Origin of the sequence: Winogradskyella helgolandensis (assembly GCF_013404085.1) — a bacterium.
GTDB lineage: Bacteria > Bacteroidota > Bacteroidia > Flavobacteriales > Flavobacteriaceae > Winogradskyella > Winogradskyella helgolandensis.
The window spans coordinates 2336861-2350946 of record NZ_JABFHO010000001.1 but is presented as its reverse complement, the minus strand read 5'-3'; the positions used below and the strand labels follow the sequence as shown (position 1 = coordinate 2350946).

At 33.3% G+C, this 14086-nt stretch carries 10 protein-coding genes; 9 read left to right on the top strand and 1 reads right to left on the bottom strand.

Annotated features, from left to right (window positions below):
• Positions 1-52: 52 nt before the first annotated feature.
• Complete coding sequence (locus tag HM992_RS09750) at positions 53-2818, bottom strand: M16 family metallopeptidase (protein ID WP_179319532.1); 2766 nt, start codon at positions 2816-2818, stop codon at positions 53-55.
• A 150-nt stretch (positions 2819-2968) separates the two neighbouring features.
• On the opposite strand from HM992_RS09750, the gene HM992_RS09745 reads away from it, so the two are divergent.
• The 9 genes from HM992_RS09745 to HM992_RS09705 all read left to right on the top strand — a co-directional run bounded on the left by HM992_RS09745 (position 2969) and on the right by HM992_RS09705 (position 14086).
• The gene (locus HM992_RS09745) at positions 2969-3901 is read left to right on the top strand and encodes an alpha/beta hydrolase (protein ID WP_179319531.1); all 933 of its coding nucleotides are present in this window, start codon (positions 2969-2971) and stop codon (positions 3899-3901) included.
• A gap of 69 nt (positions 3902-3970) precedes the next feature.
• Positions 3971-5584 (top strand): TlpA family protein disulfide reductase, encoded by a 1614-nt coding sequence (locus HM992_RS09740; protein ID WP_179319530.1) that lies wholly within the window; start codon positions 3971-3973, stop codon positions 5582-5584.
• A gap of 145 nt (positions 5585-5729) precedes the next feature.
• The gene (locus tag HM992_RS09735) at positions 5730-8567 is read left to right on the top strand and encodes a M16 family metallopeptidase (RefSeq protein WP_179319529.1); all 2838 of its coding nucleotides are present in this window, start codon (positions 5730-5732) and stop codon (positions 8565-8567) included.
• Positions 8568-8705: 138 nt separating this feature from the next.
• Complete coding sequence (locus tag HM992_RS09730; RefSeq protein ID WP_178984797.1) at positions 8706-9473, top strand: ParA family protein; 768 nt, start codon at positions 8706-8708, stop codon at positions 9471-9473.
• Entirely contained in the window at positions 9473-10375 is a 903-nt protein-coding gene (locus HM992_RS09725; RefSeq protein WP_178984796.1) for a ParB/RepB/Spo0J family partition protein, read from the top strand. Before HM992_RS09730 ends, HM992_RS09725 begins: the two co-directional genes overlap by 1 nt.
• A gap of 34 nt (positions 10376-10409) precedes the next feature.
• Positions 10410-10952 (top strand): DUF5683 domain-containing protein, encoded by a 543-nt coding sequence (locus HM992_RS09720; RefSeq protein ID WP_195806613.1) that lies wholly within the window; start codon positions 10410-10412, stop codon positions 10950-10952.
• 91 nt (positions 10953-11043) lie between these two features.
• Positions 11044-11745 carry a 4-hydroxy-tetrahydrodipicolinate reductase gene (dapB, locus tag HM992_RS09715; RefSeq protein ID WP_178984794.1) on the top strand — a complete coding sequence of 234 codons (702 nt, stop codon included), beginning with the start codon at positions 11044-11046 and terminating at the stop codon, positions 11743-11745.
• Between the two features lie 63 nt (positions 11746-11808).
• The gene (lepB, locus tag HM992_RS09710) at positions 11809-13422 is read left to right on the top strand and encodes a signal peptidase I (RefSeq protein ID WP_179319528.1); all 1614 of its coding nucleotides are present in this window, start codon (positions 11809-11811) and stop codon (positions 13420-13422) included.
• A 19-nt stretch (positions 13423-13441) separates the two neighbouring features.
• Positions 13442-14086: a WbqC family protein gene (locus HM992_RS09705; RefSeq protein ID WP_179319527.1), complete on the top strand. Its 645-nt coding sequence runs from the start codon at positions 13442-13444 to the stop codon at positions 14084-14086.

Here is a 14086-nt window from a genome sequence, read left to right as displayed (position 1 = left end):
AGGCACTGTTTACTAACAGTGCCTTTATTTTTCAAACTAATAAGTAGTTAATCTAATCGTCTATTTTCTTTTTATCTGTTTTCTTAATTTCAAAGTTTTCATAATCCCCCGCATTCACAACTGTCCAATTTTTAAAATCTTTAAAATAAGTCTTAATCGCTTTGTTGACATCTTCAACTGTTAAACCTTTTACTTGCTCTTCAATCTCCTTCTGAAACATCATATCTCTATCATAATACAAATTGTTATTAATTGTACTAGAAAGCTCATTATCTTTTGCTCTAGATACACTTTGCGCTTGTACCCAGCCTTTAACAGCATCTTCTAATTCCTGCTCAGTAATACCATCTTTTATAAAACGTGCAATTTCTTCCTCAAACCCTTGTTGCACCTTAGCTTCATTTTCAGGAGCGTATATGGCATAAATATACATCGCAGAATTTCTATCGTCCTTACTTCCATCTACATTAACGCCACCTCCAGCACCATAGCTGACACCATCTTGCTGACGTAATCTAGTAGCAATACGCGAATTTAGAAAACCACCACCAAATACAGAACCCGCAACTTGTAAAGCCGCATAATCTTTATCGTATTCACTACCTTCAAAGTTTAAGAAACCAAGTGTAAAGGCATTTTTCTTATCTGGAGTGATGATCTTTTCGTTTGCTGGCTTATTTCCTGAAAACGGATCTTTAATTTCAGAGTACGGTAAATCAGATTTAAAATCAGCAAATTCGGTTTCAAAATACGTTTTCAATTCTTCTTCATCTATATTTCCTATTGCTATAAGGTTAGCACTATCTGAAATACCATAGAAATCATTATAATAGGCTTGCATACCTTCAACCGTAACATTATTGATAGCCTCAACCTCTTCCTCTAAAGTCATATTATATAAAGGATGACCTTTTTTATATTTCTGATTAATCGCACCCAATCTTTTTTGAACTAAAAATTGTGGCTCTGTTTTATTACTTTCAATACCTGCTAATTCTTCTGTTTTAAGTTTCTCTAGCTCTTCTTTATCAAAAGCAGGAGCTTTAAGCATCTCTGACATAAGCTCTAATGTCTCTTTAAGATTTTCCTTAGTAGAACTCACGTAAGCTGTCGTTTTTCCATTAGACCCACTAAAGTACACTGAGGATTTTAACGCACTTAATTTATCTTCGATATCTTGTCTAGATTTGGATGTCGTGCCTTTATTTAACATTCTAGCCGTAAAACTAGCTACATTCCCTTTATTCATTAAGTCATCAACTCCTCCATTTCTAAACGTAAAGGATACATTTACGGTTTCACCTCTATTATCCTTTTTTATAAATCCATATTCAATCTTACTCTCTGAAAGCTCACCAGAATCTAATGTATTTTGAATGTTTTCATAACTAACATCAAACGCTTCACCTGCACTAAGTGCTTCTTTTCCTTTATAGTTAGACACTAAATCCTCTAAGCCTTCGGTATGAGGGATTTCGATTCTCATAGGTGTTTTTGTTGGTATAAAATTCCCAACAGTCCGGTTCGTTTTAATAAAATAGCGTCCCAAAACATGGTTTACTTGTTCTAATGTAGCGGACTCAATACGATCTCTATGAATAAACATTAATCTCCAGTCACCTGCTCCAATAAATTCACTTGTAAATGTTCCTAAATATGAAGAGTTTCTACTAATCTGATCTATTTGTTTTAAGATATTAGCCTTAGCTCTTTTAAGCTCTTCTTCCGTAATTGGGTTTTCTCTTAACCCATCAAATAAGTTTAATAAGGTCGTTTCTGCTGTCTCAATCGATTTATCTGAAGGCACATCGACATTAAAATACATAAACCCAGGCTCTTTTGTAAAAGGTGAAAAACTCCAAACTGACGAAGCTTGCTTCTCTTCTACTAGGGCCTTATATATACGTCCTGAAGGTTGGTCCGTTAAAATGTTTTCAACAAGAGCCATTGGAGCATAATCTTCATGTGATCCTGCAGGTGTATGAAATAATGCCGATACTAATTGTAAATCCCCAACGCGACTTAACTCTACTCTTTTTTCACCATCTTGTGCTGGTTCAATTGTAGGAACATCAACTAAAGGATTTTCAGGATTCTTAATACTGCCAAATTTTTCATCAATTAAAGCTAATGTCTTTTCTACCTCAAACTTACCAGTAACCATTAATACAGCATTATCTGGTCTGTAATACTTTTTATAAAACGCTTTTAGATTTTCAATAGGCACACGTTCAATATCTGACTTATTACCAATAGTTGATTGTCCGTAATTATGCCACAAGAACGCTGAACTTATAACCTTCTCCATAAGCACTCCTGTTGGACTATTTTCACCAGATTCAAATTCATTCCGAACTACAGAAAATTCTGAATCTAAATCTTTCTTTGCAATGTATGAATTCACCATACGATCAGATTCCAAATCTAAAGCCCAATCTATATTATCTTCTGTAGCATTGAATGTTTCGAAATAATTGGTACGATCATACCATGTTGTTCCATTTGGTCTTGCACCACGAGCGGTTAACTCTTTTGGAATATCCGGATGGTTAGGCGTACCTTTAAACACTAAGTGCTCTAACAAGTGTGCCATACCTTTTTCTCCATAACCCTCATGTCTAGAACCTACTTTGTAGGTAATATTCACAGTAACGGTTTGTGAAGAATTATCAGGAAATAATAAGACCTTGAGGCCATTATCTAGCATGTATTCTGTAATTCCTTCTACAGATGCGGTTTGTTTGGGTTGTGCTTCAATGATACTTGACAAGCACAAGGTTAGCAGCAATAAAACTACTGAACGGTAATTAATTTTCATGATTGATTTTGTTTTTAGTTACTTGAAAGATAAAAATAATTTAACTACCAATTAGTTAGTGACTTAACTTTTTTTCGAAATGATTATCTTTGATCATTATTTTACAAACTTAAAAATAGTAGAGACCGTACTATTTTAGTATCTAAATTCATGACAAAAAATCGAATTGCTAAAATTTTAAAACGAACATTTATAATTCTATTTGTTGTAGGCTTATTAATTTTCTATTTCATTTATCCTCGCTTGATAACAGAAAGAAGAAATCCGATTATAGAAATATTTAAAACTCAAAAAGTTATCAGCTCTACTCTTGAACAAAATGATAACTCAAAATTCAAACGAAAAAAACTAACGATAACAACGTATGACGGCTTAAAACAATATGCAATACTTACTTATTCTAGCTTAGCAAAACCTAAAGGCACTATTATTTTATTACATGGCAGCAGTCATACGAAAGAACATTTTCTTGACCTGAGTGAATTCCTATCAATCAACGGTTTCAATTCTGTTGCATTGGACATTAGAGGATTTGGAGAAAGCGAAGGTCAGTTTTTCACTTATGGGATTAAAGAATCGAAAGACATTCAGAAATTAATTGATGATTTAATTAATGAAGAAGGTTTAAGCAATATAGGCATTTGGGGACAATCTATTGGAGGTGCGCTTGTATTACAAACAATGGGAGTAGATCAACGTATCAAATACGGAATTTCAGAAAGTGCTTACACCGATTTAAAATCAAATATTCAAGGCTTTTTTCAGCGTCATACAGGATATAATCTTGCCCTAATTAGCGATTTTTTAGTCGATAGAGCAGGAAGTGTTGGTGATTTTGATGCTGATGACGCTAGTCCTATTAAGTACGCCAAAAGTGTGACACAACCTATTCTTGTTATACATGGCGATAAAGATATCGCTATTAATATTTCAGAAGGCAAAGCTAACTTCTCCAATATTAAAAGCAATGATAAAGAATTTATAGAAGTAGAATCTGCTGGGCATTCAGATTTATGGGAAGTTGGAGGTGACAAATATTTCAATCAGGTTTTAACTTTCTTAAACAATAATTCAACTAAATAATTAGTCAATTTTATTTATAATCTTAAGGTGGTATAAATTTTGAGCTTGAAATATAAAACCAACCCTATTATGAAAATAAATTCCATATTATCATTACTCTGCACTTTAATAATTCTGATTTCGTCTATACTTAGTTGTAAAAATGAAGAAAAGCATATTAAAATCTTCAAAAATGAAAACTTTCAAATCACAGCTGTCCAAAATAAATCTAACTCCCCTTCTAACTACATCACCATAGTTGGAAAATCGGATGATTCAATGGCACTAAAACATTTAAACCTTTTAAATTTTTCTAATTTCGGCTTTGGGTCCTCAATTAAAAACGAGGAAAAGAAATTAGTTGCAGATTCAATGCATTTGGTAATGAAAGGTTTAACTAGTCCGCAGCTAATGGACTTAATAGCCTTTTCAGATCGTGAAGATAAAACAGGATACCTTAGTCGCGTATTTTTTACACCAGGTGACACAATTTTTATGGAAGTAAAAAATGGTGATATTAATTTTTCTGGCAAAAATGCAGCACATTATAACTTTTTCTTAAAAATGAATGACCCATTGAGGCAAAATTGGGCTGTTTATAAATATGATGCGCAAACGTATAAAAATGAACTTTTTACATCTTACAACATTAAATATTCTCTTTTAAAGTCATATATCAAAGAACATCCAGAAGTTTCTGAGGATTTTATAGAACTTGTTGGCAATGAACTAAAATTTGAATACTTGTACAATTTAATGCTACCAAGAAATAAAGAAGATGAAATTACAAAGGGAACCTATAGAAATGATGGAAACGACATTGTTTCTATAAGCCAAATTAATAATAATACCGAAAATTTGCTAGACACAAAAGCCTATTTTAACGGAATTACTATTGAAGATTTCAAAAGACCAGAGCTTTTAAATAATGATTATTTTAAACGTAGTTTAAATTTATACATTAGACATTACTTCTCCAATCAAGACTATTTAGAATACTCAAGAAGCAACTTTATAAAGGAGAAAGAATACATTCAAAATAACCTTGAAGGCGCATTAGAAACGTATGCAATTGGAAGACTAATAAATGATTATCGCTTAAAAGGTTTTGGGCACGGCAGACAAGACTCACCAATATTACTCAATTTAATTAAGGAATATGCAGATAGATTCACTGAAGAATCTTTAGCTAATAAAATGAATGAGATCACTGAAGATATTAATGCTATTGATTTTATTTTACCAAAAAATATTTTAGATGAAAAATTGCTCACAACCAACGGAGACACTATTCAACTGAAACAAATATTACAATCTAACAAAACTAAGGTTATTGATTATTGGGCAAGCTGGTGTGGTCCATGTATAGAGGAATTTGGCAAAGCTAAATCTTTCAAAAAAAGAATACAGCAAGAGAATGACCTAGAATATATATACATCTCCATTGATAGCGACAAAGCTTTATGGACTAAAAAAATAACGGAGTTAAAAAATACACTCTCATCTAAAAATCATTATCTCATTATAGATATAAAAAAATCTAAAATTCTAAAACAAATGCTAATTCGAGATAAAATGGATAAATCTTATTTTAGTATACCACGTTATGCAATTATTAGTGCTAAAAATAAAGTCATAAGCAATAATTCGCCTAGACCGTCAGATAGTTTAGTTTTCAAAAACATAATCGAGAATATTTATTAAAATAGAATTAATTTATTAATCTACCCTGAATTTCTTACAACTAAACATTTAGTTAAAATTTTGTTATTCCTTTACATATCATGATTTTATATTTATTTTAGAAGAATATTCTTATAAAATATTAATCTTTTAAACCCATCAATCAATGAAAAAACTAGTTTTCAGCACAGCAATTTTGTTGTGCCTCACCTTCGTATTCCCTTTAAATGCTCAGGTTGTTGCGACAAAGTCAAAAGTGACTTACACCCCAACAGATCCTATTCCCACAGATCCAAATGTTAAAACAGGTACTTTAGAAAATGGCCTTACGTATTACATTCAAAACAATCCTAAACCAGAAAATAAAGTAGAATTACGCCTGGTGATTAATGCTGGTTCTATCCTAGAAGATGAAGACCAATTAGGCTTAGCCCACTTTATGGAACACATGTGTTTTAATGGAACAAAGAATTTCGAAAAAAATGAATTAGTAGATTACCTTCAAAGTATTGGAGTAAAGTTTGGAGCGCATCTTAATGCCTACACAAGTTTTGACCAAACGGTGTATATCCTTCCTATTCCAAGTGACGACCCAGAAAAGCTTGAACAAGGTTTTCAAATTATTGAAGACTGGGCTCACAATGCACTTTTAACTGACGAAGAAATTGATAACGAACGTGGTGTTGTTTTAGAGGAATACCGCTTAGGTAAAGGTGCAGACGAGCGTATGATGCAAGAGTACTTGCCAAAGATGATGCACGGCTCAATGTATGCCGAACGTCTTCCTATTGGTACAAAAGAAAATTTAGAGACTTTTAAATACGAAAGTCTAAAGCGATTCTACAACGATTGGTACAGACCAGATTTAATGGCTGTAATTGCCGTTGGAGATATTGATGTGACTACTTTAGAAGAAAAAATAAAATCCCATTTCGGGCATATTAAAAACCCGGAAAACCCAAGACCTAGACCTTCATTTGATTTACCTAACCATGATGAAACCTTTGTGGCTATTGAATCTGACAAAGAAGCTCCTTTCTCAAATGTGAGACTAATGTTTAAAGACAAAGTAAACGCTAAACCAGATGTTACTTATGCTGATTACAGAAACTCTATGGTAGAGAATTTATTTTCTCAAATGATTAACAACCGTTTGGATGAAATTAGAAATGGAGACAATCCGCCTTTTGTATATGGATTCACGTATTACGGAGGTACATATGCACGTACTAAAAACGCCTTTCAATCTTCTGCTATGACTAGTCCAACCGGACAATTAGACGCTTTAAAAACACTCTTAATTGAAAACGAACGTGTCCTCCAACACGGGTTCTTTGAAGGAGAGTTTGATCGTGCAAAAAAAGACATTATTGCCAATATGGAACGGGCTTTTAAAGACAGAGACAAAATGGAATCTAATAGAATCGTCGGACGCTACATTAACCATTTTTTGGAGCAAAATCCCATTCCTAGTACAGAATGGAGGTTCGATTTCACGAATTCACAATTACCAACCATTACATTAGATGAAGTTAACGCCCTTATTAAATCCTACATCAAAGACGATAATCGTGTTGTTATACTTACTGGTCCAGAAAAAGAAGATTTAGAACAAGTTAAAGAGGCACAGGTATTAGAATTGTTAGACTCAGTGAAGTCAATGGATCTAAAACCTTATGAAGACAAAGCTGTTGCGACTTCTTTAATTACCAAAATGCCAACAAAAGGTAGTATAAAAGAATCTAAAACTGATGAAACATTAGGTACAACCACGTTAACTTTAAGCAATGGAGTTAAGGTAACCTACAAAAAGACTGATTTTAAAAATGATGAAATTCTATTTGACGCGTTTAGCTATGGAGGAACGTCATTATATTCAGATGATGAATACAAAGCCACCTCGAATGCTAACGGAGGTTTAACCGAAGCCGGAGTTAATGGTTTTGGTAAGGTTGAGTTAAGCAAAATGATGTCTGGTAAAATCGCTAATGTAAGATTGTCAATTGGTACGTATAGTGAAGGGCTTTCAGGAAACACGACTCCAAAAGATTTAGAAACGTTATTTCAATTAACGTATCTACATTTTACAGCTTTAAATAAAGATGAAAACTCCTTTAAAAGTTTCGCTGATAAGCAAAAAGCATTTTTAGGAAACCTTTTATCGAGTCCACAATTTTATTTTCAAGATCAATTGTCTGAGTTTATATATGGGAAAAACCCAAGATACACAGGATTTCCTACAGCAGAAGACATGGACAATGCAGATTACAACTTAGCCTACGAAAAATATAAGGAACGTTTTGCTGATGCAGGTGATTTCAACTTCTATTTTGTAGGTAACATCGACGAAACTAAACTCGTTGAATTATGTGAAACCTATTTAGCAAGTTTACCGTCAACAGGAAGCAATGAATCTTATAAAGTAAGCGATTTTAGACCACTAACAGGTTCTCACGAAAAGATTATTGAAAAAGGTGAAGACCCTAAAAGCTCTGTAAGAATAACCTATCATGGTCCAACAGATTACGATGAAAAAGAGGCGCATGCTTTAAAAAGTTTAGCTGAAGTTTTATCAATTAAATTAATTGAAAAATTACGTGAAGAAGAAGGAGGCGTTTACGGAGCTGGCGCCAATGCAAGTATAAGTAATATGCCATATGACTGGTTTAGATTTAATATTAGTTTTCCATGTGGTCCAGAAAATGTTGATAAACTTATTACAGCTACTATGAAAGAAGTCGATCTTTTAGTAAAAGAAGGTCCAACAGAAGTCGATTTAGAAAAAGTTAAAAAGGCTCAGATTTTAGATTACAAAGAAGATTTAAAAACGAATAGATTTTGGTTAGGACAACTTAAAAATGCAGACTACCTTAAGAAAGACGCTCATAATATCTTAAAATTTGAAGAGGCTGTAAACAGCTTAACGGTTGCCGATTTACACGATGCTGCTAAAAAATATTTAACGCAAGGGTATATCACTGGTATTCATAATCCAGAAAAATAAGATTACACCCATATTATTAAGCAGCCTTCATAATTTCTATTGAAGGCTGCTTTTTTTTATGGAACTGTTAACAACTTCAATTTCTTAAAGTCGTAAATAATCGTAATTTTAAGCCCTTATATTTAACCAAATTATTTAATGGGCAAAATCATTGCGATAGCAAATCAAAAAGGAGGTGTTGGTAAGACAACAACCTCAGTAAATTTAGCCGCTTCTTTAGGTGCACTAGAGAAGAAAGTACTGCTTATAGATGCCGATCCTCAAGCCAACGCAAGTTCTGGTTTAGGTATTGATGTAGATACGGTTGCGGTAGGCTCATATCAGGTTATAGAACATTCTGCGAATGCAAAAGAAGCTATTGTAACTTCTAACGCGCCAAATGTAGATGTAATGCCTGCACACATCGATCTTGTTGCTATCGAAATTGAATTGGTAGATAAAGAAGAGCGAGAGTATATGCTTAAAAAAGCTATCATAGATTTAAAATCAGAATATGATTATATCTTAATAGACTGTGCTCCCTCTTTAGGATTACTAACTTTGAATGCTTTAACATCAGCAGATTCTGTAATTATACCCATTCAATGCGAGTATTTTGCACTTGAAGGTTTAGGAAAACTGTTAAATACTATTAAAAGTGTACAGAAAATCCATAATGAAGCGTTAGACATAGAAGGCTTACTGTTAACGATGTTCGATTCGCGTTTACGTTTATCAAATCAAGTTGTGGAAGAAGTCCAAAAACACTTTAGCGATATGGTGTTTGATACTATTATTCAACGAAACGTGCGTTTAGGTGAAGCACCAAGTTATGGTGAAAGCATTATTAACTATGATGTAAGTAGTAAAGGTGCTGCAAATTATTTGAGTTTAGCCAAGGAGCTGATTAAGAAAAATGAATTATAATGGCGAAAGCGACAAAAAAACAAGCATTAGGACGTGGTCTTTCAGCTCTACTGAAAGATCCTGAAAACGATATCAATTCAGCAGAAGATAGAAATGCAGATAAAGTAGTTGGCAATATTGTTGAACTTGATATTGATAGTATTGAGGTGAATCCATTTCAACCAAGAACCAATTTTAATGAAGAAACATTAAGAGAGCTTGCATCCTCTATCCGCGAGCTTGGTGTGATACAACCGATAACAGTAAGAAAATTAGCTTTCAACAAATACCAACTGGTATCTGGGGAACGTCGTTTTAGAGCTTCAAAATTAATTGGATTAGAAGCCATTCCTGCATATATTAGAATTGCAAATGACCAAGAGTCACTAGAAATGGCTTTGGTAGAAAACATTCAACGTCAAGATTTAGATGCTATAGAAATTGCGTTATCATATCAACGTTTAATTGACGAAATTCAATTAACACAAGAGGAAATGAGTGAACGTGTTGGAAAAAAACGCTCCACGATTGCTAATTATTTGCGTTTATTAAAGTTAGACCCAATTATCCAAACAGGTATACGCGATGGTTTTATAAGTATGGGTCATGGACGAGCTATGGTTAATATAGAAGATCAAATTGACCAACTTGAGGTTTACGAAAAAATCATTACAAATAAACTTTCAGTAAGGGCTACAGAACAATTAGTAAAAAACTTAAATTCTGAAACGCCTTCTAAACCAGAAGAACCTAGCTATGAGATTCCTAAAAACATAAAAAAAGGAGTTAAGGACTTTTCAGAATATTTTGGTCATAAAATAGACGTTAAAGTTGCTAAAAATGGAAGTGGTAAAATTACAATTCCTTTCCATTCTGAAGAAGATTTTAACCGAATCAAAAAATTAGTTCAACGTGACAAATAAAGGTTTTTACAGTCTTTTGGTATGCTTGTTTTCTATGCTTTTTTCATTTTCTCAAATCGAAAAAGATAGCACAAGTATTGCCATAGATGAAAGTCCAATTATTGCTAATGAAACTTTAGTTAAAAAAGAAATAGATCCCTTAAGACCATCTAAAGCTGCTTTCTATTCTGCCGTACTTCCTGGTTTAGGCCAAGCTTACAACAAAAAGTACTGGAAAATCCCTATTGTTTGGGGAGCCATTGGTGCAGGTGTATATTTTTATGTTAGAAACGATGAGCAATTTGACCGCTATAGAGATGCTTACAAAAGTCGTTTGGCTGGTTTTAAGGACGATGAATTTTATAATTTAATATCAGACGACGGACTCATTAGAGCACAAGAACAGTTTAGACGCAATAAAGAAATGTCTCTCTTAATAACTATTGGCTTATACGCACTAAATATTATTGATGCGAATATAGATGCACATTTACTTCAATTTAATGTCGATGAAAATTTAAGTCTGAGTCCACATTATCAATATAATGAATTAGAAAACACTTCGGATTTAGGGTTAACACTTAATTTTAAATTTTAACTTGAAACGAGCAAGTTCAAAATTTTATCATTCAACGAAATGATAAATAGCGGACAGCGTGATAGCGTTGAAAAACAATAAAAATAAACATATGAAAATAGCTTTACTAGGTTATGGCAGAATGGGCAAAAGCATTGAAGCTATCGCAGTAGATCGCAGTCATAGTATTGTATTAAAAGTATCAGATACCAACTCAAATTACGATTTTGCAGATGCAGATGTGGCTATAGATTTTAGTATCCCAACAGTTGCAATGACAAACATAAAAAAAGCAATAGATGCTGGTGTTCCTGTTATTTCTGGAACCACAGGTTGGTTAGATCATTACAGTGAGATCATTGACTATTGTAATGCTAAGAATGGTACATTTTTATACGCATCAAATTTTAGCTTAGGTGTCAATATCTTTTTTGAACTGAACAAAAAACTAACTGAATTGATGTCTGGTTTTTCTGAATACACCACAGAAATTGAAGAAATTCATCACACGCAAAAATTAGATGCCCCAAGCGGAACAGCGATTACCCTTGCTGACCAAATTATAGAGCAGAGCAATTTTAAAAATTGGACTTTAGATAAGGCAAACACAGACGAAATCCATATTGAAGCGAAGCGTATTGAAGGAGTTCCTGGCACGCATGAAATCACCTATAATTCCGAAATAGATTCTATAAGCATTAAACACACAGCCCACAGCAGACAAGGTTTTGCTATGGGAGCCGTAATTGCTGCAGAATGGATTAAAGATAAAAAAGGCATCTTTAATATGAAAGATGTGTTAAACATTGGTTAATTTGCCAACGGATTGTAACGAATCAAAATAATTTTCAACTTACACTAGATAAAATATAAGATTATGACCTGGACACAATGGTTTGTTTTTATACTCATTATACAAATTATTCATGGCTTAGCAACATGGAAGTTATACATTAAAGCTGGTAGAAAAGCTTGGGAAGCATTTGTCCCGATTTACAATGCTGTGGTCTTAATGAAAATTATTTCACGCCCTTGGTGGTGGGTAATTTTAATGTTTTTACCAATCGTGAATCTTATTATGATTCCTGCTGTTTGGGTAGAAACTGCTCGAGCTTATGGCAAAGACAGTAAAGTTGATGCATTATTATGCATCGTTACTTTAGGTTTTTATCTCTTCTATCTCAACTATGTTGCCGATGTCAATTATATTGAAAACAGAGAATTAAAACCTAAAACGTCTACTGGAGAATGGATTACGTCTATTCTTTTCGCTGTAGTTGCTGCAACTATTGTACATACGTACTTCTTTCAACCTTTTGTGATTCCTTCATCGTCTTTAGAAAAATCCTTACTCGTTGGAGACTTTCTAATTGTGAGTAAGTTACATTATGGAGCAAGAACTCCAATGACTACCGTTGGCGCACCAATGGTGCATGATACAATTCCTGTTATTGGCAAAAAATCGTATTTATATAATGATAACTTCGAAGAACGTAATACATCTTGGATTAATAAGCTTCAGCTACCATTTTTTAGGTTTCCAGGTTTTGAAAATGTAGAGCGAAACGATATTGTAGTGTTTAATCAGCCTGCTGATACCTTGTTAAATATGAACGATTTTCATCCAGATCGGAATTATTACAAACCTATAGACAAAAAAACAAACCTGGTAAAACGATGTGTTGGTGTAGCTGGCGACACTCTTGAAATTAGAAATGGGTATGTGTTTATAAATGGAGTACAAAATCAATTACCTCCAAGATCACATTTGCAATTTTCTTATGACGTAACTTTAAAAAAGGCACATACAAGCCAAGCAGAACAATATCAATTTTTCGACTTATTAAAGAAAATTGGTATTACTGATGGTGCTCGCTTAATGAATGATGGTAGTTACATTATTTTTGCTGCCACTGATGAAGCCATTGCACATTTAGAAGTTCAACCTAATATAAATACTGTAACACCTATAAAACAAGGAAAAGGTGTAGATGGAACTATTTTTCCATATGATAATAAGTACCCGTGGAACACAGACAACTTTGGACCAATGTGGATTCCAAAATCTGGAGCTACTCTTAATTTATCATTAGACAATATCTCAATATACAAACGTGCAATTGAAGAATACGAAGGTCATAAAGTGGTTACGAGAGGCAGTCAAATTTTTATTGACGATAAACTAGCAACATCATACACATTTAACCAAGATTATTATTGGATGATGGGAGATAACAGACACAATTCTATAGATAGTCGATATTGGGGATTTGTACCTAACGATCATATTTTTGGTAAACCTGTCTTTATTTGGATGAGTATAGACGGCATTAACGAGGGCATTAAAAACTGGAGTTTCCGCTGGGATCGCATATTCACAACTGTCAGTGGTGGTAACGAACGGACGTCTTATTTAATTCCATTTATAGTTCTTGTTTTAGGGATTACTTTCTTTAATAGATGGAGACGAAAGAAAAAGGCGAATTCATAAAAAGACTAAATTAGTCGCTATGACAAGCCTTATTTATCCCACATATTTTCCAAACATGGCACATTTTTGGGCTGTTATAAATTCGGATGCTATACATCTTGAGGTTTCTGACAATTACCAAAAACAATCCTACAGAAACCGTACTGAAATTTATGGTGCAAATGGAAAACTAGCTTTAACGGTTCCTGTGAGTTATACTCAGAAAAACAGGCAGCTTTATAAAGATGTAAAAATTGCTAACGAAGAGCAGTGGCAACTTCTTCATTTAAAGTCGTTACAATCGGCTTATAGTATGTCACCTTTCTTCGAGTTTTATATAGATGACTTAATGCCACTTTTTGAAGAACGTTTCGATTATATCTTAGATTTAAATCTGAGATGTTTAGATGTGCTTATAGACAGTCTTCAAACACAAACAAAGCCGATTAATACAACAGTATTTGAAAAAGAGCCAATAGACAAAACGGATTTTAGATATTTGGTAAAACGGAATTCTGAAGTCAAACCTTTTGAATCTTACACTCAAGTTTTCACAGAGAAACATGGCTTTATTCCTAATCTTAGTATTTTAGATCTTTTGTTTAATGAAGGTCCAAATGCTGAGTTATATTTAACAAGACAAACGTTACAAATAGAAAACCCTAATAAAGTCAAGTTAAAATAA

Coding starts and splice junctions, on each gene's coding strand:
- HM992_RS09750 (WP_179319532.1), bottom strand. CDS start 2,818: ATGAAAATTAATTACCGTTCAGTAGTTTTATTGCTGCTAACCTTGTGC.
- HM992_RS09745 (WP_179319531.1), top strand. CDS start 2,969: ATGACAAAAAATCGAATTGCTAAAATTTTAAAACGAACATTTATAATT.
- HM992_RS09725 (WP_178984796.1), top strand. CDS start 9,473: ATGGCGAAAGCGACAAAAAAACAAGCATTAGGACGTGGTCTTTCAGCT.
- HM992_RS09720 (WP_195806613.1), top strand. CDS start 10,410: ATGCTTTTTTCATTTTCTCAAATCGAAAAAGATAGCACAAGTATTGCC.
- dapB (WP_178984794.1), top strand. CDS start 11,044: ATGAAAATAGCTTTACTAGGTTATGGCAGAATGGGCAAAAGCATTGAA.
- HM992_RS09740 (WP_179319530.1), top strand. CDS start 3,971: ATGAAAATAAATTCCATATTATCATTACTCTGCACTTTAATAATTCTG.
- HM992_RS09735 (WP_179319529.1), top strand. CDS start 5,730: ATGAAAAAACTAGTTTTCAGCACAGCAATTTTGTTGTGCCTCACCTTC.
- lepB (WP_179319528.1), top strand. CDS start 11,809: ATGACCTGGACACAATGGTTTGTTTTTATACTCATTATACAAATTATT.
- HM992_RS09730 (WP_178984797.1), top strand. CDS start 8,706: ATGGGCAAAATCATTGCGATAGCAAATCAAAAAGGAGGTGTTGGTAAG.
- HM992_RS09705 (WP_179319527.1), top strand. CDS start 13,442: ATGACAAGCCTTATTTATCCCACATATTTTCCAAACATGGCACATTTT.